At 45.8% G+C, this 25,204-nt stretch carries 23 protein-coding genes, 1 tRNA gene and 1 pseudogene; 16 read left to right on the top strand and 9 right to left on the bottom strand.

Annotation, left to right across the window (positions count from 1 at the left end):
- Positions 1-607 precede the first annotated feature (607 nt).
- The 7 genes from QUB33_RS22675 (at position 608) to QUB33_RS22645 (ending at position 7,596) form a co-directional block, all read left to right on the top strand.
- Positions 608-1,582: a LysR family transcriptional regulator gene (locus QUB33_RS22675; RefSeq protein ID WP_333354597.1), complete on the top strand. Its 975-nt coding sequence runs from the start codon at positions 608-610 to the stop codon at positions 1,580-1,582.
- 121 nt (positions 1,583-1,703) lie between these two features.
- Entirely contained in the window at positions 1,704-2,768 is a 1,065-nt protein-coding gene (locus tag QUB33_RS22670) for an anthranilate phosphoribosyltransferase family protein (protein ID WP_333354594.1), read from the top strand.
- A gap of 191 nt (positions 2,769-2,959) precedes the next feature.
- Positions 2,960-3,565, top strand: a complete 606-nt coding sequence (locus QUB33_RS22665; protein ID WP_333354590.1) for a molybdenum cofactor guanylyltransferase — start codon at positions 2,960-2,962, stop codon at positions 3,563-3,565.
- A 49-nt stretch (positions 3,566-3,614) separates the two neighbouring features.
- The gene (locus tag QUB33_RS22660) at positions 3,615-4,790 is read left to right on the top strand and encodes an aminotransferase class V-fold PLP-dependent enzyme (RefSeq protein WP_333354587.1); all 1,176 of its coding nucleotides are present in this window, start codon (positions 3,615-3,617) and stop codon (positions 4,788-4,790) included.
- Positions 4,791-5,292: 502 nt separating this feature from the next.
- On the top strand, positions 5,293-5,640 hold the full coding sequence (locus tag QUB33_RS22655) for a DUF6717 family protein (RefSeq protein WP_333354584.1): 348 nt from the start codon (positions 5,293-5,295) through the stop codon (positions 5,638-5,640).
- A gap of 14 nt (positions 5,641-5,654) precedes the next feature.
- Positions 5,655-7,001 carry an LCP family protein gene (locus QUB33_RS22650; protein ID WP_333354581.1) on the top strand — a complete coding sequence of 449 codons (1,347 nt, stop codon included), beginning with the start codon at positions 5,655-5,657 and terminating at the stop codon, positions 6,999-7,001.
- A gap of 85 nt (positions 7,002-7,086) precedes the next feature.
- Complete coding sequence (locus tag QUB33_RS22645; protein WP_333354578.1) at positions 7,087-7,596, top strand: pentapeptide repeat-containing protein; 510 nt, start codon at positions 7,087-7,089, stop codon at positions 7,594-7,596.
- A 128-nt stretch (positions 7,597-7,724) separates the two neighbouring features.
- On the opposite strand, the gene QUB33_RS22640 is transcribed toward QUB33_RS22645, so the two are convergent.
- A complete protein-coding gene (locus QUB33_RS22640; protein ID WP_333354575.1) occupies positions 7,725-8,978 on the bottom strand; it encodes an S-layer homology domain-containing protein in 1,254 nt (417 codons plus the stop codon).
- A 345-nt stretch (positions 8,979-9,323) separates the two neighbouring features.
- On the opposite strand from QUB33_RS22640, the gene QUB33_RS22635 reads away from it, so the two are divergent.
- A complete protein-coding gene (locus tag QUB33_RS22635; protein ID WP_333354572.1) occupies positions 9,324-10,802 on the top strand; it encodes an amidase in 1,479 nt (492 codons plus the stop codon).
- Positions 10,803-11,136: 334 nt separating this feature from the next.
- On the top strand, positions 11,137-12,738 hold the full coding sequence (locus QUB33_RS22630) for a hypothetical protein (RefSeq protein WP_333354569.1): 1,602 nt from the start codon (positions 11,137-11,139) through the stop codon (positions 12,736-12,738).
- Positions 12,739-12,836: 98 nt separating this feature from the next.
- Here QUB33_RS22630 and QUB33_RS22625 read toward each other — a convergent pair whose 3' ends face one another.
- Complete coding sequence (locus tag QUB33_RS22625; protein ID WP_333354566.1) at positions 12,837-13,529, bottom strand: GDSL-type esterase/lipase family protein; 693 nt, start codon at positions 13,527-13,529, stop codon at positions 12,837-12,839.
- 80 nt (positions 13,530-13,609) lie between these two features.
- Here QUB33_RS22625 and QUB33_RS22620 point away from each other — a divergent pair, with 80 nt between their 5' ends.
- The 5 genes from QUB33_RS22620 to QUB33_RS22600 all read left to right on the top strand — a co-directional run bounded on the left by QUB33_RS22620 (position 13,610) and on the right by QUB33_RS22600 (position 15,682).
- A complete protein-coding gene (locus QUB33_RS22620) occupies positions 13,610-13,840 on the top strand; it encodes a DNA-directed RNA polymerase subunit omega (protein WP_015175138.1) in 231 nt (76 codons plus the stop codon).
- A 248-nt stretch (positions 13,841-14,088) separates the two neighbouring features.
- Complete coding sequence (locus QUB33_RS22615; RefSeq protein WP_333354563.1) at positions 14,089-14,733, top strand: hypothetical protein; 645 nt, start codon at positions 14,089-14,091, stop codon at positions 14,731-14,733.
- Between the two features lie 141 nt (positions 14,734-14,874).
- The gene (locus QUB33_RS22610) at positions 14,875-15,243 is read left to right on the top strand and encodes a DUF1818 family protein (protein WP_333354560.1); all 369 of its coding nucleotides are present in this window, start codon (positions 14,875-14,877) and stop codon (positions 15,241-15,243) included.
- Positions 15,244-15,280: 37 nt separating this feature from the next.
- Positions 15,281-15,354, top strand: a tRNA-Pro gene (locus QUB33_RS22605).
- A gap of 205 nt (positions 15,355-15,559) precedes the next feature.
- Positions 15,560-15,682, top strand: a complete 123-nt coding sequence (locus QUB33_RS22600; RefSeq protein ID WP_333354557.1) for a hypothetical protein — start codon at positions 15,560-15,562, stop codon at positions 15,680-15,682.
- Between the two features lie 351 nt (positions 15,683-16,033).
- Here QUB33_RS22600 and QUB33_RS22595 read toward each other — a convergent pair whose 3' ends face one another.
- The 3 genes from QUB33_RS22595 to QUB33_RS22585 all read right to left on the bottom strand — a co-directional run bounded on the left by QUB33_RS22595 (position 16,034) and on the right by QUB33_RS22585 (position 18,266).
- Entirely contained in the window at positions 16,034-16,318 is a 285-nt protein-coding gene (locus tag QUB33_RS22595) for a hypothetical protein (protein ID WP_333354554.1), read from the bottom strand.
- A gap of 68 nt (positions 16,319-16,386) precedes the next feature.
- A complete protein-coding gene (locus tag QUB33_RS22590) occupies positions 16,387-16,725 on the bottom strand; it encodes a hypothetical protein (protein ID WP_199301498.1) in 339 nt (112 codons plus the stop codon).
- A gap of 623 nt (positions 16,726-17,348) precedes the next feature.
- Entirely contained in the window at positions 17,349-18,266 is a 918-nt protein-coding gene (locus tag QUB33_RS22585; protein ID WP_333354549.1) for a phytanoyl-CoA dioxygenase family protein, read from the bottom strand.
- A 225-nt stretch (positions 18,267-18,491) separates the two neighbouring features.
- Here QUB33_RS22585 and QUB33_RS22580 point away from each other — a divergent pair.
- Positions 18,492-18,599, top strand: a pseudogene (locus QUB33_RS22580) (IS1 family transposase); the annotation flags it as partial.
- A 240-nt stretch (positions 18,600-18,839) separates the two neighbouring features.
- On the opposite strand, the gene katG reads toward QUB33_RS22580, so the two are convergent.
- A complete protein-coding gene (gene katG, locus QUB33_RS22575) occupies positions 18,840-21,068 on the bottom strand; it encodes a catalase/peroxidase HPI (protein WP_333354546.1) in 2,229 nt (742 codons plus the stop codon).
- Between the two features lie 402 nt (positions 21,069-21,470).
- Between katG and QUB33_RS22570 the strand changes: the two genes are divergently transcribed.
- Complete coding sequence (locus QUB33_RS22570) at positions 21,471-21,737, top strand: hypothetical protein (RefSeq protein ID WP_333354543.1); 267 nt, start codon at positions 21,471-21,473, stop codon at positions 21,735-21,737.
- Between the two features lie 164 nt (positions 21,738-21,901).
- Here the strand turns inward: QUB33_RS22570 and QUB33_RS22565 are convergent, their stop codons facing one another.
- The 3 genes from QUB33_RS22565 to QUB33_RS22555 form a co-directional block, all read right to left on the bottom strand.
- Positions 21,902-22,546, bottom strand: coding sequence for an NACHT C-terminal alpha/beta 1 domain-containing protein (locus QUB33_RS22565; RefSeq protein WP_445299547.1), 645 nt, complete (start codon positions 22,544-22,546; stop codon positions 21,902-21,904).
- A 120-nt stretch (positions 22,547-22,666) separates the two neighbouring features.
- Positions 22,667-23,062, bottom strand: coding sequence for a HEAT repeat domain-containing protein (locus QUB33_RS22560; protein WP_333354536.1), 396 nt, complete (start codon positions 23,060-23,062; stop codon positions 22,667-22,669).
- The gene (locus QUB33_RS22555; RefSeq protein ID WP_333354533.1) at positions 23,055-25,103 is read right to left on the bottom strand and encodes an NACHT domain-containing protein; all 2,049 of its coding nucleotides are present in this window, start codon (positions 25,101-25,103) and stop codon (positions 23,055-23,057) included. Before QUB33_RS22555 ends, QUB33_RS22560 begins: the two co-directional genes overlap by 8 nt.
- Positions 25,104-25,204: the final 101 nt, after the last annotated feature.

The raw sequence follows: 25,204 nt of genomic DNA, 5'->3' as shown, positions 1-25,204 counted from the left end.
AATAAAATGGCAGCATTTCGGCTTTCTTGTGCGATCGATCCTAGTTGCACTTGTGTTGCTGAACCGCTAATTTCTAGTTTATACACAAAAAAACATAAAACAAGAGTGACTTTAGTCCCGGGAGGAAAGCTTACAGCAGGCTTTAACCTGCATGAAATATTCGTACATTTATTGAGAGGTTTAGGGAGAGTGAGGTAATATAATTCCCAAGGAGGTACGAAATTCAATGCTATCTTTTGAAGTCACAACTTACGGAAAAACAGAGCAATTGAGCGCACTTGATGAAGGGATTACTAGAGTGCCGTTCATTGAAACGGTTTAGCTAGAAGCTTGCAATATTCGATAAATTCATCTTTATTGAATCTATTTTTTGAGAAATTTGCAGATTCAGAAATCCCTTCAACATAGGAGAATCGACCTCTACTTGGAGGCTCAGAAATCATGCCGGAGCAGATTGATGCTTGGAGCGAAGCCTCCCCGCCTCTGGCCCGGGAATCAAAAGTAATCTGTACCTGTATCAAAGTCTACTAAATTCTGCTACTAAATCGGTTAATGTCACAGATTATCTTCCAGTAAAATTTCTGAAACCATCTCGAATTAAACATCCATGCGCTTAGAGCAGCTTCAAGCATTTCTTTCAGTTGCTGAAACTGGTAGTTTTCAGCAAGCGGCCCGGAAGTGTGGCGTTACCCAATCGACTATTAGCCGCCAAGTGCAGGGATTAGAAGCGGAAGTGGGTTTGTCGCTGTTTCACCGCACGGCCCACGCAAAACTGACTGTGGGAGGGGAATGCCTGCTACCTCACGCTCGCAAAATCTGTCAGGCTTGGCGAAATGCTGCTGAAGAATTGGGAGACTTACGGTCGGGAAAGCAGCCGGAACTCTGCGTGGCTGCGATTCATTCGGTTTGCGCTGCTTATTTGCCGCCTGTGCTGCAAAAGTTTTGCCGCGACTATCCAGACGTGCAGTTGCGGGTGACATCCCTCGGAAGCGATCGAGCCCTGAAAGTCCTCAAAGACGGTTTGGTGGATATAGCGGTGGTGATGAACAACCGCCATTTTACCCAAGCCCCGGAAATGTTGGTTGAGGTGCTCTACAATGAGCCGGTCGAGGTGTTGATGGCGGCGGGTCATCCCCTGGCCCAGTACGATCGAGTACCTTGGCCGGAATTGGTTTGTTACCCGCAAGTGGTATTTAAGGACGGGTACGGAATGCAGCGGATGGTGCAAGAACAATTTGGACGCATCGGTGCTAAACTTCATGCTGTTTTGGAACTCAACACTCTTGATGCTTTTCGGGGTGTGGTGCGACAGGGAGAATTGATTGCTTTGCTGCCGCATTCAGCTTTGCTGGAGGCGAAAACAGATCGCACTTTAGCCGTTCGGTCGATCGCCCAAGAGCGATCAACTTCCAAGGTTTCGACCATCGGTCAATTGGCGACCGATCCGACTTGGACTCGCGAAGTGGTGTTGGTGACAACTCACGATCGAATGCAAATTCCGCCGATCGCCCATTTCTGGAATCTGGTACGCGAATTTGTCCCGCCATGTGATGTAATCAAGCTAGAAAAATCAGGGAGTTAATTCGATAATTTTGAATTGAGAGTTCGGAATTTTAAATTTAAAAGGATTCAAATCTTACCAATTACTAACTACCAATTACTAACTACCAACTACCAACTAACAATTACCAACTTCACAAGTTATGAGTCACGCATTTAGAGAATTGCTGCGAAAAATTGGCAGCGGAACACACACAGGAGAAAACTTAACTCGCTCCGAAGCAGCAGCAGCCACGCGGATGATGCTGCTCCAAGAAGCAACACCGGCTCAAATTGGAGCTTTTATGATTTCCCACCGCATTAAACGGCCCACTGGCGAAGAATTAGCCGGAATGCTCGATGCTTATGAAGAATTGGGGCCTATGCTTGCCCCCCCAAACCGAGAAAAAGGGTTTTCCGTCTCTACCGTAGCCGTGTTTGGCGTTGCTTACGACGGGCGATCGCGCACGGCTCCAATTAGCCCTTTAACAGCCCTAATTTTAGCAGCCTCTGGCGTGCCAACCCTCATGCACGGGGGGGATACCATGCCAACCAAGGAAGGCATTCCCCTGATTGAAATTTGGCGCGGTTTGGGAGTTGACTGGAGAAAACTGAGTTTAGGAAAAGTCCAGCAAGTTTTTGACAGTACCGGTTTAGGTTTTGTTTACCTTCCCAAGCATTTTCCTCAAGCCACCGCTTTAGTTCCCTACCGCCGCGAAATCGGCAAACGGCCACCTTTTTCGACAATGGAGTTGATGTGGTGTCCCTGTGCCGGGGACGTTAACGTCATCTCCGGCTACGTCCACCCGCCGACAGAAGGTATGTTTCAAAAAGCCTTTGAGTTGCGGGGAATCAAAAATTATACCACAGTCAAAGGATTGGAGGGAAGCTGCGATTTGCCGCGTGATCGTACTGCGATTATCGGCATTGCTAAGCCGGACACTGAGTTCGAGCGAGTGCTTTTAGCCCACGGAGATTATGGTTTTAGCAGCACCAATCCTGCCTTTGAATCAGCCTCTGAGTTATTAAAACAAATGCAGGAAGTGTTGCTGGGAAAACCCTCGGAATTGATGCAGTCTGCTATCTGGAACGGCGGATTTTATCTGTGGCGCAGCGGAGTTTGTTTGGATGTGAACTCGGGTTTGATTCAGGCAGAAACTTTATTGAGTAGCGGTCAAGTCGTGCAAAAACTTGAGGAAGTTAGCCAAGCCGTTAATGTTTTTGGTTAAGAATAATTAATGAGGTTTTGTGCGGTGGACACACTACATTTAGCAGGTTTTGTACACAGCACCCTACATGGAGAAATTTTTCTTCCTTCTTCCCTCTTCCTTCTTCCTTCTTCCTGACATCCGTTACATCCGTTACATCCGTTACATCCGTTACATAATCCGTTGCCGAACTTCCTTCTTCCTTCTTCCCAATGACTAATAATAAAATTGCTGTAATTGTGCTTGCAGGCGGTCAAAGTTCGCGGATGGGTAGGGATAAAGCTCTGCTGGAAATTGAGGGCAAATCCCTATTGCAGCGAGCGTTGGAAGTTGCCGCAGTTGTAGGGCCAGCAGTTTATGTTCTGACTGCTTGGCCCGATCGCTATCGATCGACCTTAACCGAAACATCCCAATTTCTGGTAGAGTACAATCCCGGTTCCGGGCCTTTGGTTGCATTGACTCAGGGATTGAAAGAAATAGCCGCCGAGTGGATTTTACTGTTAGCTTGCGATTTGCCTTTGTTGGATGCCGAGATTATTCAAAAGTGGGCGAGTCAGTTAACAGAGTTTTCCCCATCTACTTTAGCTGTTGTGCCTTATCAAAATTCGCGCTGGGAGCCTTTGTGTGGCTTCTACCGCCAAAAAGCTCTGCTCAGTTTGCAAAGTTTTATTGACAAAGGTGGGCGTTCCTTTCAAGTTTGGTTAAATCAAATCCCCGCAATCCCTTTACCTGTAGGGGAACGAGAAGCAGTAATGTTATCCAATTGCAATACATTAGAAGAGTTTGAGAAATTAAAAGGTAAAATGGTTAATGGTTGACTGTTGACAGCTAACTGACTAATGACTAATGACTAATTACTAATTACTAATGATTAACGCATATTGGTTGCTCGATCGCAATATAACTTTCCTCAATCACGGCTCTTTTGGAGCCTGTCCGATTCCCGTACTGGAAGCGCAAACCGCTTTTCGGGAACAACTGGAAAGAGAACCCTTGCGCTTTTTAATGCGGGAATTTGAACCCTTGTTGGATAATGCAAGAAATCAGTTAGCAACATTTATCGGTGCGGCTGAGGATGACTTAGTGTTTGTGCCGAATGCCACGACGGGAGTAAATGCAGTTTTGCGATCGCTCTGTTTTGCTCCGGGCGACGAATTGCTAACTACAAATCAGGAATACAACGCTTGCCGCAACACACTGAATTTTGTAGCCGAGCGTACAGGCGCTAAAGTAATAGTCGCAGAAGTCCCCTTTCCCATTGAGTCACCAGACCAAATTATTGAAGCAATAATTAAGTGCGTTTCACCGCAAACAAAGTTAGCCTTATTAGACCACGTTGTCAGCCAAACAGGTTTAATCTTTCCAATCAAACAGTTAGTCGGCGAGTTAGCTAACCGTGGCGTGGATGTATTAGTAGACGGAGCTCACGCGCCGGGAATGGTAGCGCTGAATTTAGATGAAATTGGCGCGGCGTACTATACGGGAAATTGCCACAAATGGCTGTGCGCGCCGAAAGGTGCGGGCTTTTTATACGTGCGGCGCGACAAACAAGATGCCATTCGACCAACTACAATCAGTCACGGTGCTAACTCGCCGCGCGCTGATAAATCGCGCTTTCAATTAGAGTTTGACTGGATGGGAACTGTCGATCCGAGTCCTTATTTGTGCGTGCCTGTAGCTATTGATTTTATGGGTTCTTTGTTGAGCGGCGGCTGGCCGGAATTGAGGGCAAAAAATCATGCTTTGGCGTTGGCGGGGAGAAAAATATTGGCAGACAAATTAGGTTTGCCACTGCCTTGTCCTGATGGAATGGTGGGTTCGATGGCTGTTGTGCCACTGGCAGACTCCCAGTCGGATGTGGTTGCAAAGGGAGGAATTCCACCTTTGCAAGAGGCGCTGTGGGAGATTTTTAAAATTGAAGTTCCGGTGATTCCTTGGCCGGATGCTAGCAAGCAGTTGGTGAGGATTTCGGCTCAGTTATACAATACTTTGCCGCAGTACCAATATTTAGCTAAGGCGCTGGTTGAGCTGACGAGAATGTGAGCTGGAGCTTCCCGAGAAGAAACATAACACCCAGCTACAAACACTTATAGGTTTGTAGTTAGGGTCTCGGTTATCATAGTTTGGGAGAATACAGACTATAGCCTTTCTCAGAAAGATGAGGTACTCTCCGGCATAGGGCATAGGGCATACCTCACTTTTTTGATAACCGCTATATTCGTTTTGACTATAAAGGTAGTAAAGCTTATACAAATAGGATCAGAAAAAGTAATAATTATTCAAGGAATCACCTTTCTTCCTCTTTTATGTTGCTACTAATTACCTCAAATAAAAAATTACCAAAAAAACAGCTCTCAAACCCCACATCCCTAAACTTGGCTCATCCACCCAAACCGAATAAAATTTGTAAATAACCCGCGCAAATTCCTAAGTTAAAACAGGGTTGTCAAAGCGGATAGCGCACAACTTCCGCGCAACAGAATATAATGTATCCACACTTGCATTTTTGCAGACAAAACAAAGGAAATGAAAAGAGGCGAATACCATGTCCAATGCCATGATGGTAATTTACCCCTATCGCGAACAGTACACCTGGGTTTTTGACGACGAGCGAGTCGGACTTGTCCGAGAACCATTTGTTCAGGGCGTCCCCGAAATGATTAACGCGCTTGTCGCAGACATTCCCAATGCCGCCCAAGGTTTCCGACTTTTATTTTCAGCCAATCCATTTCCCGGATATCAAGCAGAAATGCTGTGGTTGAAAGCAGAATACGGGGGTAACTGGTATCGGTGGGAAGCGAAAAATCTCGAAGGCTGGCTGTGTCCCGCTTTGCTCAAATACTTTCCAGAAGCACCGCCCAAGTTTTACTGCAAAGCTGAAAAACTGCAATAACCAACAGCAAGTCAATGAAAAACTTGTCAATTTTTAAAAGAAACTTTGTTGAACGAGTCGATCAAACATCTCGAAAAAAGCCTAAGTTCTTCGTATATGTAGTGGGGGTATTTTTCTTAGTCTTCACCGCCGCCATCTCGGCCACAATGGGGGCAATTACTGCCCTGTTAGCTCCCGTGGAGCCCCCAATTATCAATAGAGTATTAGAGGCGACTGGCTTTGACTATCTATCCTCCAACCGCTCTGGATACCGCCTGTCGCGGTCAGTTAATATCTTGATATTGGGAATTGACGGCGTGCCGGAACCTGCCGTCGGCCCTAAGATATTTAACGGTCGCAGCGATACAATACTCTTATTCCACCTCGATCCTAGAGATAAATCTATTAGTTTGCTTTCAGTTCCACGAGATACTAAAGTCGAAGTTCCCAGAATGAGCTTCAGCAAAATTAGCGAAGCCAATGCTACGGGAGGAGCAGCTTTGGCGACGCAATTAGTTAGCAGTATGCTGAACAATACGAAAATTGAACGATACGTGCGAGTCAGCAGCAGTGCGTTTCGGGAATTAGTCGATTTGTTGGGCGGAGTTGAGGTATTTGTACCTCGCGCGATGTCCTATACAGATAGCGCCCAAAAGTTAAAAATAAACTTAGCCAAGGGATGGCAAACTCTCAACGGAGAACAAGCAGAACAATTTGCTAGATTTCGCAACGACGGTTTAGGAGATATCGGCCGCATTCAGCGGCAGCAATCTTTAATTCAAGCTCTTCGGGACCGCCTCGCAAGTCCATCAGTATTGGTGCGCTTGCCACAAATTGTTCGATTGATGCAAAAATATGTGGACACAAACCTAAATTATGAGGAAATATTGACGCTGGCAAATTTTGGTTTGCAATTGGAGCGAGAGAATTTTAAAATGGTAATGTTGCCTGGAAGTTCTAGTTCAGAACAAGCCGATTTGAGGAGTTATTGGATTGTAGATGCGATCGGGGTCGATCGCATTATCGCACAATATTTAAACCCGGGTGTGCCGGATTTTGCCCAAGGACGATTTCGCAACCCAACCGAGTCTGCTTTGCCCAAAAACATCAAAATAGCTGTCCAAAATGCTTCTAGCAAACCGACAGCAGCCAAAACCGTTGGTGAGTTTCTCACAAAAAAGGGCTTTTTTAATGTATCTGTAGTGCAGGATTCGCCCGAGAAGCAGCGTCACAGTCAAATTATTGTTCAGCAAGGCGATTTAGAGGCAGCCAATCTACTGCAAAAAGAGTTAGGCGGCGGTAAAATTGAAGCATCTTCTACCGGTGAAATCAATTCTGACTTTACACTTCGCGTTGGCGAAGATTGGGTAAAACGATTTTAATTAGTTATTAGTCAGTTGTTAGTTGTTAGTTGTCAACAGTCAACAGTCAACCATTCTGCATTCCTCATTCCCCATTCCCATCATCATGAAAAGTGTCTTCCGAATTTTCTTGAGCCTGTTTGTAAGTTTAGTGTTGGCTTTGGGGTGGGTGCTGCTGAGTGCTACTCCGGCATTTGCCCTGCCGAAAACAAGTATTAATTACACAAATATTAATTTGTCCGATCGCGATTTTTCCAACTCGGATTTAGCGGGGGGAACATTTGTCGCTGCTGAAATGCGGGGAACCAATTTTCAAGGTGCTGATTTAACTAATGCGATTTTGACTAAGGGAGTTTTGCTGAATGCCAACTTGTCAGGTGCCAACCTCTCCGGTGCTTTGGCAGATAGAGTTACATTCGACGGCGCTAATTTGACTAATGCTAATTTTTCCGAGGCAATTATGACTCGCACTCGGTTTTTTGATGCTGCAATTTCCGGGGCTGATTTTACTGACGCGATTATCGACGCTTATCAAGTGAGTATCATGTGCGAGAAAGCATATGGTGTCAATCCCGTGACGGGAGTTTCTACCCGAGAAAGTTTGGGATGTCCGTAGAAATTCACACTTAAAGAAAATCCATGACTAATTAGTTGATTAGATGCACCTGTAGCGAGGTAAAATACACACATTAAAGCCCCTCTCCTGCAAGGCGAGGGGTTTGAGGAAATTGCCAAGTATCGGCTCTATCGAGCCTTACAAATGTCTGTGGTGGCAGTACCAACTACCAAATCGGAATTCAAAAGCAAATCTAAATCGGTGTCGGGATTAACAGCATACAAATCGACTTTATCTCGACCCAAAAACACTCCGATCAAAGTCCCGATTCCCGCACCGCCGAGCACCTCTTCAGTCGCGATCGCCCGATCGCCCGTAACACCTGCGATGGCCGCCGCTGCTGCTGCACCCAACGCCGTATTCTTAACCAGATTGCCAACATTAACGCCCTTGGTAACAGTTTCTTTCCTAGTAATCAATTGCGAAGTGGCATTGAGAGGCACTCTGCTGCCGTTGATTATACTTAATTCTAGAGCCACAAATTGAACGCCCGAAGCAGTCGATCGCAATTCACCGCTAATTTTTGAGCCTTCCGGTATCAGCACTTGGCCATTATCGCCCGTGATATCCGCAGCTACAGTCAGCGTAATCGGAGACTTGTCATTGGGGCCGAGCAAAATCTTGCCTTTTGTGTATTCAATGGGGATAGTCACCCCACTGGGAATTTGCACAGCAACAGATTCGCTAACATCAATCTTAGCAATGTAAGGAGAATTAATTGCTCTGGCTTGATTGGTACTCACTAATGTTTGATAGATAAAAGCAGCTACTTCAGCTCGCGTTGCTGACTTGTTCGGTTTGAGAGATTTAGGACTGGGATAGCTGACAACCAACTGTTTTTCAGTAGCAGCAGCAACGCTTTTAACAGCATAACTTTGAATCTCACCCGCATCATTATAGTAGCTGAGAACATCTTGAAAATCGCACTTAGGCTCATAGCCCATGCCGTTATTTAAAGCGACTACAACTTGAACGCGAGGAATCTGCTGTGTCGGTCTGAAAACATTGCCGGGATAGCCAGACATCCATCCCATTTCGTAAGCTTCGGCGATCGCCCCGCTTGCCCAAAAATTAGACGGAACATCGGCAAACCTAACAGCAGCGCGGGTTTTTGCCTTTTTCACAGAACGGATCATTGCCGCGAATTCAGCCCGCGTTACCGGTGCATCCGGGCGGAAACTGCCATCGGGAAATCCTTTGATAATTCCTCTTTCTGACAAATCTTGAATAAAGTCTTTTGCCCAGTAGTTATTATTAACATCCGAAAAAGCTGTCTGAGCAAAAGAAGGCGCGGGAGCTAGCATCGGCGCTGCGGTTCCGGCAACTGTTCCCAAGGTTAATAAAACAGATGTACCGGATTTAATGCGATGTAATACAGACATTTTTGATTCTCCAAGTTACACATTTTTTTTATTGAGAAGAACTAAGCTTTTGATAGGCTGATTGATTCCTGTCCAACTTGCTCTTTCCCTCAGTTATGTAATCATTATTGAAGAATTTTACTTCTGGTGCGGGGAAGATACGGTCTTTTAAAATAAATATTTTGAGGCTTGTTTTGGGATTTTAAAATGCTTAAACTCCTTAAAATCCTTATGTTGCTTATCTCCCTTATCTACCTTGTCTCTGCAATTAACAGGATTTAGAGACAAAGCCGTTGGATATTAGTTAACTTTATTAACTAAAAGTGAATATAATTGACTCGATCGAGAAATACCTGTTTGTTGCTTATGAGTAGCCTGACGTTTGCCTCTGCCCATCAGCTAGCGCGAATGATTCGCGATCGCGAAGTCTCTGCCGTCGAAGTTCTCGACGCTTACCTTAATCAAATCGCCAAGCACAACTCGAAACTAAACGCCATTTGTACGCTGGATGAAGACAATGCTCGTACTAGAGCAAGACTTGCCGATGAAGCCCTAGCCAGAGGAGAAAACTGGGGTGCTTTACATGGGGTTCCCATCACGATTAAAGACATTTTTGAAACAGCCGGACTCCGCACCACAGCAGGCTATATTCCCCTCAAAGATTATGTGCCTCAACAGGATGCAACTGCTGTTGCGAGATTGCGGGCAGCAGGTGCTGTCATCATGGGAAAAACCAACATGGCGGAACTAGCAGCCGATTATCAAAGCACAAATTCTCTGTTTCCACGGGTGAATAATCCTTGGCATCTTGACTACACACCTGGGGGCAGTTCCGGGGGCAGTGCCGCGGCTGTCGCAGCAGGACTTTCACCGTTAGATTTGGGGAACGATTTCGGGGGTTCGGTGCGTCAGCCTGCTCATTTCTGCGGGATATATGGTTTAAAGCCGACAGATCGCCGTATTTCTACAGCAGGGCAGATTCCTGAAGTGCCGGGAATGCCCCTGTCTATTCGGCAAATGATGACCGTTGGGTGTTTTGCTCGATCGCTCGAAGACATCCGGCTTTGTTTTTCGTTAATTGCAGGCGCGGATCTGCGACGCCCCGATGTCCCGCCGGTTCCGCTCGATCGACCATCTGGCAAGCCTTTGCAGCATCTCAAAATCGCTTGGACTGCTGAATGGGCCGAAGTTCCCGTTGCTTCTGAAATTCGAGCAGCTATGGAGTCGATCGTGCAGACACTCTCTGACGCAGGTGTCCAAACCGAACGCTGGCTTCCCAAAGACTTTGACCTATCCAAAATATTAAATCTCTACGGACGGATTTCAATGTACCTCACTATCTACGCTCAACCGCAGGATAGATATAACGTGCGTCGTAGTTTAGAGTTAATCTTCCGCACCGCAACCCAAGGCGACAAGGAACTCCGAAAATTGGGTGATTTCAGCAGATTCCTACCTGAGATATTGAATCCAAGTTTGAAAGGATATTTCGAGGCACTCACACAGCGCGATCGCTTCACTGCCCATATAGATGAGGCATTAGAACCGTGGGATGTATGGCTTTGTCCCGTTGCTGCAACCGCTGCGTTTACCCATCGTCCCGCTTGGAGTGCAGTTGACATTGATGGCAGATCCTATCCTTATTCAGTGGCAAACGGGGCTTACACCATGCCTTCTAATTTGAGCGGACATCCTGCGGTGGTAATTCCAATTGGACAAACTCAAAATGGTTTACCGGTTGGAATGCAAATTGTTGGTAAGCGGTGGCGTGAAATGGAGTTGTTGGCGATCGCAGAAGCGATCGACAAAGTGGTTGGTAGTTTGCAACACCCACCTGGTTACTGAGCATTTTATAAAGTTTTACTTGATGGTCAAGAATACAATCAGTGGTAGGGTTCGTCAGGTTTGAGATTTTTAATTTACACGGAAAGTATGAATCTGACGCACCGTTTTTTGCCGGCGTGCGTCAGTTGTGAGATTGTTAGTTTATAGCGAAAATAATGCTAGCTGACGCACTCTACTTGATTGTTACTGCTGTCTAATGACTACCTTGTCTCTAGAATTAACAGGATTTACGGACAAAGCGGTTTGAGAAGAACTGCGAGTTCCCTTGACATTAGCGCGCCCAGATGAGAATATTAGCTCTAGAGACACATCGCATCAACTAGAAAACAAAAATATGAGTGCAGACGAACAGATCTTGCAATTACCTCATATAAGTTTAAAGAGCAGAACACTACTGCCCGAAGAATCTGGAATATATTACGTTGTAGATGAAAACTCCATAATTTGGTACATCGGAAAAGCAAAGAATCTTCGTACCCGGTGGACAGGTGATAGTCACCACAGACTAGATCAACTACAAAAGCAACGAAAAAAACAGTTTACTATCTACTACGAATTATTGCCTGAATCGCTACTTGATATTATCGAACAGCAGCGGATTGAGCATTACAGCCCGCAGTTGAATGGAACTCAAGTCAAGGCTAAGAAATTAGCTCCCACAGAGAGATTATTACGGGAAACGTTATTTAGCCTAGCCCCTTACAGTTTTGTATTAGGTGTAGAATCCGCCCGACAAGAAGACCTTAAATTTATCGAAACGTCTATCTATTGGCAAGATAATTGGAGAGTAAAAAAGGCTGTTTTGCCTCTGACTGTAATACATATTTGCATAAATTTAAGTGAATTAGGCTACAACTGGAACTCAGAAATGCGTTTCCTGAGAAGGATTTTTAGAAAGCGCAGTAATTATTATACTAATTGGGAATTTGCTTATACTTATAAAGGTAAACCCATTTATGAATTAGCCGTGAGAAGATTGTTGGTTAATGGGTTAGTTATAGAAGTATATGGAATCGATCGAGAAGCATTACAATACATTCAAGGGTACGATTTGACTCAAGTGGCAAATGTAGAGGTTAGGGCTGTTGATGAAGCTTCTTTAGCCATCCTAAAAAATAAGTGTTTGCTTGGGATTGGAGGGATATCTTTGGCTAAAGATAACCAAGATGACCTATATGAGAGACTTTCCCGCAAGGCTATAGAACGAATATATCCTTATAAACAAGATTTGGTTAAATTACTTTTTAATGAAGAGATAGATTTTAGTAAAAAGCAAGTATTACCAACCAACACAACAACTGTCCGGGATAGTAATACAGGTATGCTTGTAAGGTTAGCTAATCTTGCTAATAAGAAGCAATATCTCGTGGCATTGTTAACGGAACGTGGTATTGACTTAAATCGTTATGAGGTAAATAAGTATTTAGAGTGCATACCAAAAGATGATAATTACATAGACAGTAGTAGAGATAAAAGAATGATGATATTTGTTAAGCCATTCTTTTGCGATTTAAAAGAACCAATAGGAAAGACAGATGTCAAGTCTGGAGTTTTTCCTATAAGCAACAGCATATACGGTGCAAAAGGGAGGAAAACTCAAGGTTCTCAGCATAAAATTTACAAAGAAGTTTATTTGCAAACCACAGTAGATAGAGTGTTTTGGTTGCTGCTAGAAGCCTCCTTGTCTGACTTTGCTAAAGTAAAGCTCAACGAAGAAGAAGGATATATAGAAAAAGTGTATGTATCGCCGAGAAGATTTATCACACCCGCTACAGTAACTGTCACTTTAAATGGAAAATGGAAAGCAGATATTCCGTTTGGTTCTAAAGATAATATGTCGTACAAGACAAGTGTAGAGACGATCGCAAGTTTATTACAGGCAAGCGGAATCCCTAAGCTGAAGTTCTCATTCACAGTAGAGTATATACGCACATAGCTGCTTGCAAAAAAAGAGTAATATTAATTACACAGTTTTTTAGACAAGCTGCATTAAAGGCGCAACAGCCTAGCTGACTACTGACTAATGACTATTGACTATTGACTAATAGAGGCTAACGGCTCCCAACTTGTCACATCTTCAAATAAAGATTGATAGCCCGCTGCATTGGGATGCAGCCCATCTGCAATCAAGCGCGATCGCCACCAATCACTGCCCCGATTTATCCATTTATCAAAAATATCTAAATAGGGAATTCCCCGCAACTGACAAGCTAATTTCGTTGCTTCTTTATACCGATATTGGTCAGCATGACTGTAATACAAACAATCTTGAAAAGGCATTTTACTTTCATCCACCGGCACCATCCCGACAAATATCACCGGACAAAGTTGTTTGGAAGTGTCTAATAAATTATCCAAAACAGTTTTAAAATGTTCAAACTCAGTGTAGCTGCGCCCGGTAGGCGACTGCACTCTCGCCGAATCGTTGAGGCCTACGGAAAGAATAATCGCATCCGGGACGCGGTTTCTGAGCTCGCCACGCTGGCGAAACTCGTTTTCGAGCCGCTGGGCGACTTGATAGGTGCGATCGCCCCGAACGCCCAAATTGTATAAAACGTGTCCTGCACTCTCCGGTAACATCCACTGGCGCCGCAATCTTTCCACCCAGCCACCGCCTACACCGTCGCCGAAACCGTAGATTAAGCTGTCGCCGAAAGCAACCAATCTGAGGGGATGAGAATTTCCCCGATGCAAGTGACCAAAGGAATAGGCTGTTGCTACCTGCATAAGCAATGATACTCACTTAATAAATTATGAATCTTGACATACTAGACTAGAATGTAACATTACATAAAGTAGGGAGTCTCATGGTTAAGCGTCCAACTTTCGATTCAACTCAGCTAACCCGTCGGGCGGAAGAGTTGATTAACGGTGCATCCAACCGCTATCGGATTACGGTGCAGGTGGCGAACCGCGCAAAACGCCGTCGCTATGAAGATTTTGACAATATGGACGACCATCAAATGAAACCTGTAATGCGGGCAATATTTGAGATGTCGGACGAACTGACTCAGCCGGAAATTATCGGAGACATCTAGACTTCGGGAGTTTTGGGTTTTGAGTGGTGAATTGCGAGCAATTTTTTTAAACTCCACACTCAAAACTTTCTCAAACTAGACTGGCGGGCCAGGGCGAGAAACCCGGTTTCTTCTTAGCTGTCTCGTTGACAAACTTCTGATTTACCTAAACCGGGTTTCTTTCCCTAAGTCCTAAAATTAGAAACTAGGACATCTGCTTGAAGGTAAGTTTATGAAATTATTCTATTTTTGAAATTATTGTCAAAACCGTGAATAGATTAAAGCAGGGCTTAAGTTTTCTGTTCGTTACTTTGAGTGTGGCGATTTTCACGCTTTTGAGTTGGGTATTGGAATCCGGGGAACTGAGTATGTCGGCTTTGGAACCTTCGCTGCTGCGGAGTTCTGAGTCTGCCTCAGTGCAGCGGGTGGCTCAACAATCTGCGGCACCGCAAGTGAGGGTGCAAGATGCGTGGAAATTGGTATACGAAAAATTGCCGGATTTCCCGATCGAAAATAACTACATTTCTCAAGAAACTGGAAAAGTCGATCCTACCAATACTTTAGTCGGGCGGTTGATTCGATATCACGTATTTGTCAAAGGACGACCGCCGAATTACCGCTTTGATTGGAAGTTGAGTTTAGCTGACTATTTGGGGGCGACTCCCGATTATTTGGTAGAAAGCGTGTATCCGGGAAAAGACGTTTTGCGCTCAAATCCAATGGAACAGGATCGTGCGGCTATTCAAAGGTTAAATAGAGCACAGCGCGATGCTTTGGTTCAAGCTTTGGTAGATGTTTTTACGGAGAATTCCGGGGGTGGGCGCACACAGGCGGGGGAAAAACCACAAGGGCGATCGAATTCCCCGGAGATACCGCAGCCGCAGCCGGGAGATGCGAAGTTGCTGGCACCTTAATACTCATGGATACAGAAACCGAGTTTTTTACGGAAATATTGCTGTTGAGCCTTTAACACAGGTAAAAAACCCGTTTTCTTTCGTATTTATGGGTAAGCCCTACTAATCTAAAATCCAAAATCTAAAATCTAAAATTTCTTAATGGTGGAACGTGTAATTAAAACCGATGTTGGGTGGCGTTTGGGATGGAACCCGGAGGCGGAGGAGTTTAAGGGTTTGGTGGCTGGCGACGGTTGGGCGATCGAACTCACAGAGGCTGAGTTGAACGATTTTTGCCGATTGTTGGGGCAATTAGCCGGCACAATGAGTCAAATAGCCTCTGAGTTAATGGACGAGGAAAAAATCGCCATTGAAGCAGAAAGCGACTTGCTGTGGGTGCAGGTGGAAGGCTATCCCCAAGCTTACAGCGTACAATTGATCTTGAATGCTGGCAGGAGGTGCGAGGGTTTTTGGCCGGCGGCTGCGGTTCCGAGTTTGGTGCAGGCTGCAAAAGTTTTAAAAGTTTTTTGACTTTTTCGGGAATTCTATGCTAAGCTATTAAAGCTGTCGGGGCGTAGCGCAGCTTGGTAGCGCACTACTTTGGGGTAGTAGGGGTCGTGGGTTCAAATCCCGCCGCTCCGATAGATGGAATCCTTATACACTAAGGATTCCATTATTTTTGGTAGATTTTGCAGGATATTGTCATTCTCAATAAGGGGTGACAAGATCTGACATACTCAGACAAAAAGTGCGATAAATCTGCGATATGCCAAAAGGCTCTGTGAAGGTCAAGATTTTTAAGGACCGGCTCCGTTTAGTTTGGTAATGGCAAGGAAAACAATTTTGGTTGTACATCGGTCTGCCGGATACGATCGCCAACCGTAAAGCTGCTTCGATGCAAGCCAGCCAAATTGAACTCGACAGGGCTAGATATGACACATTTCACAAGCGAAAAATTAAGGCAGATTGAATAAGTAAGTTATAACAAATATTCCTGACTATGCAGGACTACCTACACAATGGAAGACTGTAATGGATATAAGGAAATCCCATTTAAAGGAAAGAAAGTAAAATTGGCCGAAAACATTATACCTACCCTTGATGCTTCGTGCTTTGAGGTTTTCCGCCCGATGTTTGACTTTATTCAAGCACATTGTTAAGCATCTGTCGCTTCTAACGCAGACATATAAGTAAATTGGGCGTTGCTGAGCGGGGCGTGATTCTGCAAAACTCCAAATGAGTGTTGATAGCTTTCAGCTATCGGGTTCCTATCTTGAGTCAGCAACGCTATAGATATTTACTTTGAGCCATATGCACAAAATTAAACTATGCGATCGCCTGCTGTCGCAAAACTACTAAGATTGTCACGTAAACGTTGATGAATGCGATCGCTCCAAAACGCCACAACAGGCAAACCTTGATTAATCGTTTCCAACGCCAAACCACTCTCAAAACTTACCAAACATCGCCGCTTTAAATCCAATAACAGCATAAACCGTTTCATCTGCCCTTCTAACACAGACGGCTGAAACAGCCACGACTCAGTAGCTTTAAGATTTTCCAGTATTTCCTGACATACTTTAAAACTCAAACCCATAGACAGCATAATATTCCATCACAGTCAGCGCCAACAAGTCCGTTGGCAAATAATAGACATTTCGACCTCACACCGAATCATCCACCCACCCGTAACGGACGCAATCCCAATGCACCGGGTGTTTCGTACTTGGGATAAGTCATTTCACATTGAGGACATCGATCGGTAAACAGTGGATGGGTATCCAGCAGCTTCAATTGTTCTTCTCGCGTCCACCGCTGCCTCGGTTGCAGGATGAGTTCGCCGTTGTAGTAGCTCGCACCTTCTGGTTCCCACAGTTCATCCGATGCGGCGTCGGGGTCTTCTCGAAAGTCGGAGCAAGTATCGGCGTTGGGGCCTGCGGGATGGACTGCACAGACGAGGTGTGGGTTGTGCGCGTAGAGGAGACAGCGCTCGCATTCGGGGAGTTTGGGCAATGGGGGGCGCGTTGAGGTTATGGTTTGGGTTTTTGGTTCGGTTTTAGTTTCCCTCAGAAACGACAAGGGCGACGATCGAGAAGCGCAGAACGATCGAGCGATCGCGGAATAATAATTGCCGTCTTCGAGCTCTCACAGCACCTCTCCTCTGATTGTTTGCAGCATAGGTTCCCAGCATCCCGTACCTGCAACGCAAAAAAATACAAATGCTTCAAATTAACGAACGATTTGAGCGTGTTTTAGTAGGCAGTTCTAAAACTTCCCTCTATCTACAGGAGTAAGTTGAAGGAGAGTATGCGATCGCTTGCATCAGATTTCAAACTGTGAATCTCGCAGTCACACTTCTGTCTCGAAGCATTGGTCGTACCTGCAATTCTCGTGAAGTTCCAATTAGAACCTCCAACGATTAGCCTTTATTTGATTGCAACCTGTAGCTGATGTCGCATACATAGCGGTCTAAAAGTCGCGTTCAGCGGCGGCAGAGAACTTAAAACGAAGCAGAAAGCGTTTCGGTCTATCCGCTGCATTTGAAACCCACATTCTGCCCTTTGAACTGGCACAGTCGATAATTTTTGATTTTTGCTTCTACCTTCGACGACAAGACTCAATACGAAAGTCTTCTTCTAGCAAATCTGACCTTGCTTAGCAGCAGTAGAGTGACCAATAGGGTTACTGCCAACCCACCTTTCATCCACTGGTTCAGATGCCAATTGATAACGGCTGTCCGAGGAGAGTCGAATAGAAGGAGAATGGTTATCCAAACTGGCATGAATGGTAAACATACCAAAAATCAGAACATCTCCAGCCTCGAATTCGGAACTCAACCAACGTCCTCCGTATTTACAGCGCAAAGAAACCGGGTTTTTGGATAAGGCTCCATCCCACCCTTTTTGATTGGACGCATACAAATGAGCCGTTTTTCTGTTGGTACAATAGCGATCGACATCTTTACATCCATAGCTATTTTTAATAGTCTCTAGATGATGAGAATTTTCCAAAATCATTAACCCCCCTAATTCCCAAGGAATATCGCCTAATGGAGTCCAAGCCGTGTAAAGCTTGTCAGTTCCCCGTCCCATATACACAATGTCACAATGAGCGTAAGTTCCTTTTCCTGGGGCGACGGCTCTCAGCCAGGTGTAATCGTAATGTCGGACTTGACCGCCTAAAAAAGTTCCAAAAAATTCCATCATCCGTCCCGAATAAAGCAGTGTTTTCAGTGTTGAACTCCTGCTTGCTAAATCAGGACGGAAATGTATGTTTAATCCAGGTTTAGCGATGCAATCTAGAACAGGGCCCTCAAGTTCCAAGCTTCCCTCAGCAGCTAAACAAGCTGCAATTTCCTGACGAGCTTGCCAAACCTCTTCAGAGTTAAGAAAGGCTTTTAAGTATAAGTAACCGTCTTGTTGCATCCTCCGTCGCAATTGCTCTGGCTGTCCGAGTACATCGGAGGAATCCCTTAGATAACCAAAAGCCTCCTCACGGCAATCTAGTTCATAACCTAGGGAACTTAGGGCTGTTTTTGTTGGCCTAATCAGCATCGTGGCTACCCGGTTAAGCCGGGACAGTAGAAACTTCAGTATTCAACAAATGTGCTGGATAATACCTTTACCGGGGGGTGGATTATCCGTCGTATCTGCTGGATAACACCCTAATTTTAAGGGATTAAACAGAAACGAAAGCAGGTAAAGTCCGGGTTCTTGGGTGTTATCTGTCACCTTTGCTGAATATTATCTCCTATATCGATCTTATCCAGCATTAACCTAATGTCACATCTTGTAAGAAAGACTTTCTCATTTTATAAAAAGTTAGAAAACCATATTGGTGCTATTTGGTATTTTGTCCATCATTACAACTCGACTTTGAGGCAATAAATATTAAATCACTACATATTTATTACTACCCCGATACCATTGGCACATCTTACAACGTGGCTAATATCGCGTTCATGTTTCTAAACAGCTTTGGCATCAGGGCCTAAACCTGAGAGCGGTGTTTCAAGACAAGTTGAAACGCCGCTCTCATTTTTGTCTCTAGCTTCTACCGGCATTTAGGATTGCCGCGGGTTAACGTAACCTCGCTCTCCGATCGCGGATAATCGGTTGAAGTTACGCCTAGAAACTCCTGGCAGAGGTTTTCGCTAAGACTGTGCGGAGGTCATAGCGGTCAAGGTTCATCACCTTGTCCCACGCCGCCACAAAGTCATTGACAAACTTCTGCTGCGAGTCCACACATCCATAGACTTCCGCCAAGGCGCGGAGCTGAGAGTTTGAGCCGAAGATGAGGTCAACACGGGTAGCAGTCCACTTCAGGTCGCCTGTTTTGCGATCGCTCCCCTCAAACTCATATTCATCTTCAGAAGTCGCCTTCCACGTCGTGCCCAAGTCGAGCAGGTTCACGAAGAAGTCATTGGTCAACGTCTCTGGTTGATGGGTGAAGACGCCGTGTTTAGACCCTCCAAAGTTTGTACCCAGGACGCGCAACCCGCCCAGGAGAACCGTCATCTGAGGAGCTGACAGGGACAGCAACTGCGCCCGATCGACCAGTAGCTCTTCGAGCGATTCGCTGTGTTTGCCGCCTTTGTAGTTGCGGAACCCGTCCGCAGTCGGCTCAAGCGCGGCGAAGGACTCGACATCCGTTTTCTCTTGCAGCGCATCCGTGCGTCCCGGCTTGAAGGGAACCGTCACGTCGTGACCGGCATTTTTCGCCGCTTGCTCAATGCCCGCGCAGCCGCCCAGAACGATCGAGTCAGCGAGCGAAACCCGCTTGCCGCCAGAGTGCGAGTTGTTGAACTCCTGTTGAATTCCCTCCAGGGTTTGCAGCACTGTTGCCAACTGCTCTGGCTGGTTGACTTCCCAATCCTTCTGCGGCGCCAGACGAATGCGCCCCCCGTTCGCTCCACCGCGCATATCGGAGCAGCGGAACGTTGACGCCGACGCCCAAGCAGTCGAAACGAGTTGGGAGACAGACAGTCCCGAAGCAAGAATCTTGCCCTTGAGGGCAGCGATGTCCTGCTCATCAATCAATTCATGATCGACTGCGGGAATGGGATCTTGCCACAAGAACTCTTCCTGTGGAACCTCCGGGCCGAGATAGCGCGAGCGGGGACCCATATCGCGGTGCGTCAGCTTGAACCACGCCTTGGCGAACTGCTCTGCGAATTCATCCGGGTTGTCGTGGTAACGTCGCGCAATCTGGTTGTAGATGGGGTCCATCTTCATCGCCATGTCCGCCGTGGTCATCATGGGGGCGTGCCGTTTCGACGGATCGTGCGCGTCGGGTACCGTACCCGCACCAGCGTCGCCCTTGGGCTTCCATTGCCACGCGCCAGCGGGGCTTTTCGTCAGTTCCCAGTCATATTTGAACAGGGTTTCGAGATAGCTGTTGTCCCACTGCGTCGGAGTGGGAGTCCATGCGCCTTCGATACCGCTGGTGATCGCATCGACGCCGACACCCGTGTTAAAGGCGTTCTTCCAGCCGAGGCCCTGATCGATGATGGTGGCACCCGCAGGATCAGCCCCTACGTGCGTCGCCTCGCCCGCACCGTGACATTTGCCGAACGTGTGCCCACCGGCGGTGAGCGCGACTGTCTCCTCGTCGTTCATCGCCATCCGACCAAAGGTTTCGCGAATATCGCGCCCTGAGCCGACCGGATCGGGCTCGCCGTCTGGCCCTTCCGGGTTCACGTAGATCAGTCCCATCTGAACGGCGCCGAGGGGATTCAGGAGTACCCGATCGCCTTCGTAACGCTCATTGCCGAGCCAAGCTTTCTCAGAACCCCAGTAGATGTCTTCCTCTGGCTGCCAGACATCCACGCGCCCGCCCGCAAAACCCAACGTCTTGAAACCCATCGACTCAAGCGCGCAGTTGCCAGCGAAGATCATGAGGTCGGCCCAGGAGATTTTCTTGCCGTATTTCTGCTTGATGGGCCAAAGCAACATTCGCGCCTTGTCGAGGTTGGCATTGTCTGGCCAACTGTTGAGGGGTTCAAACCGCTGGCTGCCAGAGCCCGCACCGCCGCGACCGTCGCCAATACGATATGTGCCCGCGCTGTGCCAAGCCATCCGAATCAAGAGCGGCCCATAATGGCCGTAGTCGGCTGGCCACCAGTCCTGGGAGGTGGTCATCAGCTCGTAGATATCTGCCCTCAAGGCAGCTAAGTCAAGACTCTTGAACTCCTCAGCATAGTTGAACGCCTCACCCATGGGATTGGCCTGGGGTGTGTGCTGGTGGAGGATGCTCAGATTCAAATAATTCGGCCACCAGTCTCGGTGCGACGGCCTATGACGAGGCTGAGATTTCTGACCGCCGCCCGTAAATGGGCATCCACTTCCGTTGCTCATAGTATTTTCCTATCGAGGTGTGTGGGTAGGTTTTTTGATGTACTGCGGGTATTGCCAACAAATAGCATTATGGTAATTACTGGGATAATCGATGAGCAAATAATCTAAGAGAAATATAATCAACTTTATGATTTGAAACAATAGATTTGTAATTTGAAACAAACGGTTATTACTAATAACCCAAGGGTGAGCCTGTACGCGCTCTGGTTGAGCGCGGTCACTTTCCACAAAGCTCACATGATGCTGAGACACCCGCGACGGTGTAACGACTAGGGTTAATTTATCCAAAATTTTTTTTGTGGTTAGTAGTTGAGAGTGATGTACGCAGAGAATCTGACCTGCGTCGTTTGGAAAAGAACCTGAAAAAGGCTCGCACAGAAAAGGAAACGAATCGTCAAGCGGTTGGAAAACATTACCCGGTGCTTCGATCGCACCTTAAGCTCCTTCATGTTGGCGGTATGCACATCTGACGATCCAGTTCCTCCGGGTGGGCTTGGTGTTGGACGAGTTAAACGTCTGTTTCAGATTAACGAAGCTTGGTTTGTCCAGGTGACTCACGACAAGCACCCCTATTGGATGGAAGTAATTCCTCACGAAGCATTATCTCCAGTACCGCCATCACAGTTATCGGTAGATGATGGTGAAGACGATTTGGACATCCCGTTCTAGTTGACTTGGACAAAACTTTGGCAGGTTCTCAGTAACTCTTTCCTCGTAATGGATTGCACTCAACTTGAGTAACTCCTCACCGCTTCGCGCGTGGCTTGAGGCAAATCGAGTAACTTATGTAATGGTGCGTCTAGCAACTGGGTGGAAGAAACCAAGACGTAATCCTATACAATTTCATCAATCCAGCTTTGAATCTTGCTAATCAGCTTTAGTGGGTCAGGTTGAATATCCTTCAAGGGTTGCTCAAGAGACTGGTTGGTAATCCAAGCAAGGTGAATCCCCAAGTCTGGATCGGCAAGTTTTTGGCAGAATGCGATCGCTTCTTCTGTTGGCTCGTGAAAACCGTTAGCGTCTTTGATGTACAAAACTAAAGCTAGGTTTGGGCGCTGCAACTTGTCTTGAATCTCGAAGAGGTGTTGTTGGAGTTCAGCATCACTCTTGACGGTGGGGGGTTTCCCTGGAATTTTGACAGCCTGATGCTTGTAGATTTTGTTGCAGAGTTTTTGCGCGATCGCTCCTTGTTCTGTCTCTTCTTTGAGGGATAGTAAGTTGATTGCCAGAGGATGAGTGTGTGCAGAGGTTCGCAGTTGGTTAAATTCGATGTTTTGGGCTTCGAGGATTTGAGCTTCAGCAAAGTTACCAACAGGAATGTTGTCAGGTGCTTCAGGATGGGTAGTGGTGGATTGCCTGTGCCATGCTTCATAAAAGTCTGGATAGCTCATGTTTTGGGCACAGTGCCAGATGAGCTGGTAGCAGGACTCATAACGGTCGTTATAGAAATGGTGCTGATTATCTGTATCCTCTTGCAGGCAGCCACTTAGTTTTGTAACTACTGTCTGATAAAAATTACCTTGAGTAAGTGCAGCAAATATTATTTGGGTGGCTGCGTGTAGGAGTTCAGGAGCTTGTTGATAAAAAACCTTCCCCCTCTACCAAGCGTTTAATTCTGGACGTTCAAAATCGCTAAAATTTGAGACGGTTCCCAAAGAATTATTTTGTTCATTCCTTCTAACCCATCCAGTGCAAATAAATTCAATCAAATGAAGTATAATTATGGGATTATAAGTAGCTGTACCGCCTAAATTTATCGCTGCCTTATAGCGATTTTCTATTGGGAAATCACCATATATAACTTGAGTCAAAGCCTTGACTACCTTTAAATCACCAGTTGCGATTTTTCCCAGACTATCAATTGCTCGTCTACGAATCCAATCTATTGCATCCTGTTTTAAATCATCAAAGCTATTTGAATTGTCGATTATCCTAATCAGGAAATTAATAGCATTTTTATTGGCAAAGCCAATATGACCCAGTATATCATTCATTAAAAAAATAATAGTGACCTATTGAACCATACTGATTGCTGTGAATAGATTCAATCAAATTAGAAAGAGTGTAATCTCCTATATATTCCGTGACTTCTCTAATTTTCATCAAACTCTGAGCCGCTTTAATACGAGTTGATTTGTCTGAACTAGAGCAAAGCATTCTAATTAGATTAGCAATCTCTTCGGACTTACCGTAAAAGCTTCGCCATGACTTCTTTTTGTCTTCCCAGTCTAAATCGCCTATCACTTTTTCTGTTGCTTCTGGATGATGAGGAAATTTCTTCAGTAAAACTCTAGCAGCCAGCCACTCAATAGGTTCAAAATCGGAATAATTCATTAGTGTTGTCAAAGCTGAAATAGCTTCCTGATGACTTGACTCAATTTCTAATAAACCAGTAGCAGCTAGTAAACAAGTCATGTCATGCCGAGTAGGCTGACTTTTGTGTAATATGCGGATTAGAACATCGATAGCTCTGCTTTGATCTGTATATCTCAATATTTCTCTTGCTGTCTCTGATAGAGGATCAGATGACAACCAGCGTTTACTGCAAGCCCAGATTGCTACTTGCTCCACAATCACCTTTGCTAGTTTGCAGTTTGGAAACTCTCTAATCCCCTCTGCTGCAAGAAAATACGCTCGAAACCAATAAAAGTTCAAGTTTTCACTGTCACATCCATCGCAGAACTCTACTAAACCTTTTATCAACTGCTCCTTCTGCTCTTTTAGCTTCTCATCTTGACGCCCCAGCCAGAGTAAAATTACCTCTTTCCATTGCAACTCAAAAACTCGATAGCGTTTATATTTTACAGATTTCTCTTTATCTTTTACTGGTTTATCTTTATGCTGCCGTGGCAAGAAAAATTTCCAATCATCAATCACCGTTGCTGCAAAATACTCCTGAAATGTGGGATGAAAGAAAGCATAAACTGGTTTGAGCGAATTTTCTGGCTCAACACCTACTTGATTCAACCAACCCAATTTGTCAGCTAACTCAAATAATTCGGGATATGGTTTCTCCAGTTCCTCATAAACTAAACTATGGGGCAGGATAGACTTGAATCCCTTGTCGATCGCCTTCAAACCCAGTCGTCCAAGAGCTGCATTTAAGTCTCTTTGCTGTGCTGAGGTGGTGGGAAATACCCCCTTTTTCAAGACATAGAGCGCTTCAACAAACATCTCATAGAGTTCAGCTTTGGTATCTGGTAATTTTCCTCGTCCAGATTGCCAAGTAAAGCACAACAGCGCTAACCGTAGAGGATGACGTGCTAAATCCTTGATTCGTTCTTTGCCAGTTTCGTCTAAAGCCTTACGTAATTGTTGACCCCCCTCAGTCCCCCCGACGTGGGGGGAGGCTTCTTCCTCCCTCTCCTTGTAGGGGAGGGCTAGGGAGGGGTTCCCAAACCACTTATCAATAAACTGCTTCACCCGATCTGAATTCTTGCCATCCCCATAACTAAAATCCAGCATTTTGTAAGTATCAAACTCAGACAGAGCATTGCCTGCAGCATCCCAGAGATTCAGGCGGCAAGTCAGCACCACCCGCACATTTTTCAGCAAGGCAACTCTGAGGAATTCGGCAAGTTTTCCCAAGGGGTCAGCGACTTGCATTTCATCTGCACCATCCAACAGCAACCACACTCGCCCATCTTTCAAGTGTTGTTCTAACTGTTCCACCCATTCAGGCGGTGCAGCATCCAACTTACCCGCCGCATCTGGCAGCCAATCTTTGAGCAAATACTCCTGTAGAAGCTTTTCCCCAACTACTCCTAAAGAAATCCAAATCGGCAAACCATCAGTTTTATGCAATACCCAATCTGCAATCTTCAACAACTGAGTTGTTTTTCCTGCGCCTGGTTCACCAATGATATTGAGACGCTTACCATTACTCTTGGGACTCTGCTGGTGGGCGAGAACCTGCTGGAAAAAATCATCGTAGTCGATGGGGGTGATTTTCTCCTTTTCTTCTCGATATACTCGTGAACCTTCTTCTGTAGAATAATCATCACGACGCTGAACCTTTTGAGGGCGCTCAACCAATCCTAAAGGGACATGAATATCATCCAGGACTTACGCAACTGGCACACGTTGGGCAAGTGTGATCGCCCATCAGGCAGCGTCGCCAACAGTAACTCATAGGG

The sequence above is a fragment of the Microcoleus sp. B3-A4 genome (genome assembly GCF_036705385.1).
Classification (GTDB): domain Bacteria; phylum Cyanobacteriota; class Cyanobacteriia; order Cyanobacteriales; family Microcoleaceae; genus Microcoleus.
The sequence above is the reverse complement of the archived record's forward strand: the minus strand, read 5'-3'. Positions and strand labels throughout refer to the sequence as shown.

What these genes read in the sequence shown, in the direction of transcription:
- QUB33_RS22635 (WP_333354572.1), top strand. Translation starts at nt 9,324, where the DNA reads ATGAGTAGCCTGACGTTTGCCTCTGCCCATCAGCTAGCGCGAATGATT.
- QUB33_RS22675 (WP_333354597.1), top strand. Translation starts at nt 608, where the DNA reads ATGCGCTTAGAGCAGCTTCAAGCATTTCTTTCAGTTGCTGAAACTGGT.
- katG (WP_333354546.1), bottom strand. Translation starts at nt 21,068, where the DNA reads ATGAGCAACGGAAGTGGATGCCCATTTACGGGCGGCGGTCAGAAATCT.
- QUB33_RS22660 (WP_333354587.1), top strand. Translation starts at nt 3,615, where the DNA reads ATGATTAACGCATATTGGTTGCTCGATCGCAATATAACTTTCCTCAAT.
- QUB33_RS22640 (WP_333354575.1), bottom strand. Translation starts at nt 8,978, where the DNA reads ATGTCTGTATTACATCGCATTAAATCCGGTACATCTGTTTTATTAACC.
- QUB33_RS22585 (WP_333354549.1), bottom strand. Translation starts at nt 18,266, where the DNA reads ATGCTGATTAGGCCAACAAAAACAGCCCTAAGTTCCCTAGGTTATGAA.
- QUB33_RS22655 (WP_333354584.1), top strand. Translation starts at nt 5,293, where the DNA reads ATGTCCAATGCCATGATGGTAATTTACCCCTATCGCGAACAGTACACC.
- QUB33_RS22625 (WP_333354566.1), bottom strand. Translation starts at nt 13,529, where the DNA reads ATGCAGGTAGCAACAGCCTATTCCTTTGGTCACTTGCATCGGGGAAAT.
- QUB33_RS22645 (WP_333354578.1), top strand. Translation starts at nt 7,087, where the DNA reads ATGAAAAGTGTCTTCCGAATTTTCTTGAGCCTGTTTGTAAGTTTAGTG.
- QUB33_RS22610 (WP_333354560.1), top strand. Translation starts at nt 14,875, where the DNA reads ATGGTGGAACGTGTAATTAAAACCGATGTTGGGTGGCGTTTGGGATGG.
- QUB33_RS22560 (WP_333354536.1), bottom strand. Translation starts at nt 23,062, where the DNA reads ATGAATGATATACTGGGTCATATTGGCTTTGCCAATAAAAATGCTATT.
- QUB33_RS22650 (WP_333354581.1), top strand. Translation starts at nt 5,655, where the DNA reads ATGAAAAACTTGTCAATTTTTAAAAGAAACTTTGTTGAACGAGTCGAT.
- QUB33_RS22620 (WP_015175138.1), top strand. Translation starts at nt 13,610, where the DNA reads ATGGTTAAGCGTCCAACTTTCGATTCAACTCAGCTAACCCGTCGGGCG.
- QUB33_RS22595 (WP_333354554.1), bottom strand. Translation starts at nt 16,318, where the DNA reads ATGCTGTCTATGGGTTTGAGTTTTAAAGTATGTCAGGAAATACTGGAA.
- QUB33_RS22665 (WP_333354590.1), top strand. Translation starts at nt 2,960, where the DNA reads ATGACTAATAATAAAATTGCTGTAATTGTGCTTGCAGGCGGTCAAAGT.
- QUB33_RS22630 (WP_333354569.1), top strand. Translation starts at nt 11,137, where the DNA reads ATGAGTGCAGACGAACAGATCTTGCAATTACCTCATATAAGTTTAAAG.
- QUB33_RS22670 (WP_333354594.1), top strand. Translation starts at nt 1,704, where the DNA reads ATGAGTCACGCATTTAGAGAATTGCTGCGAAAAATTGGCAGCGGAACA.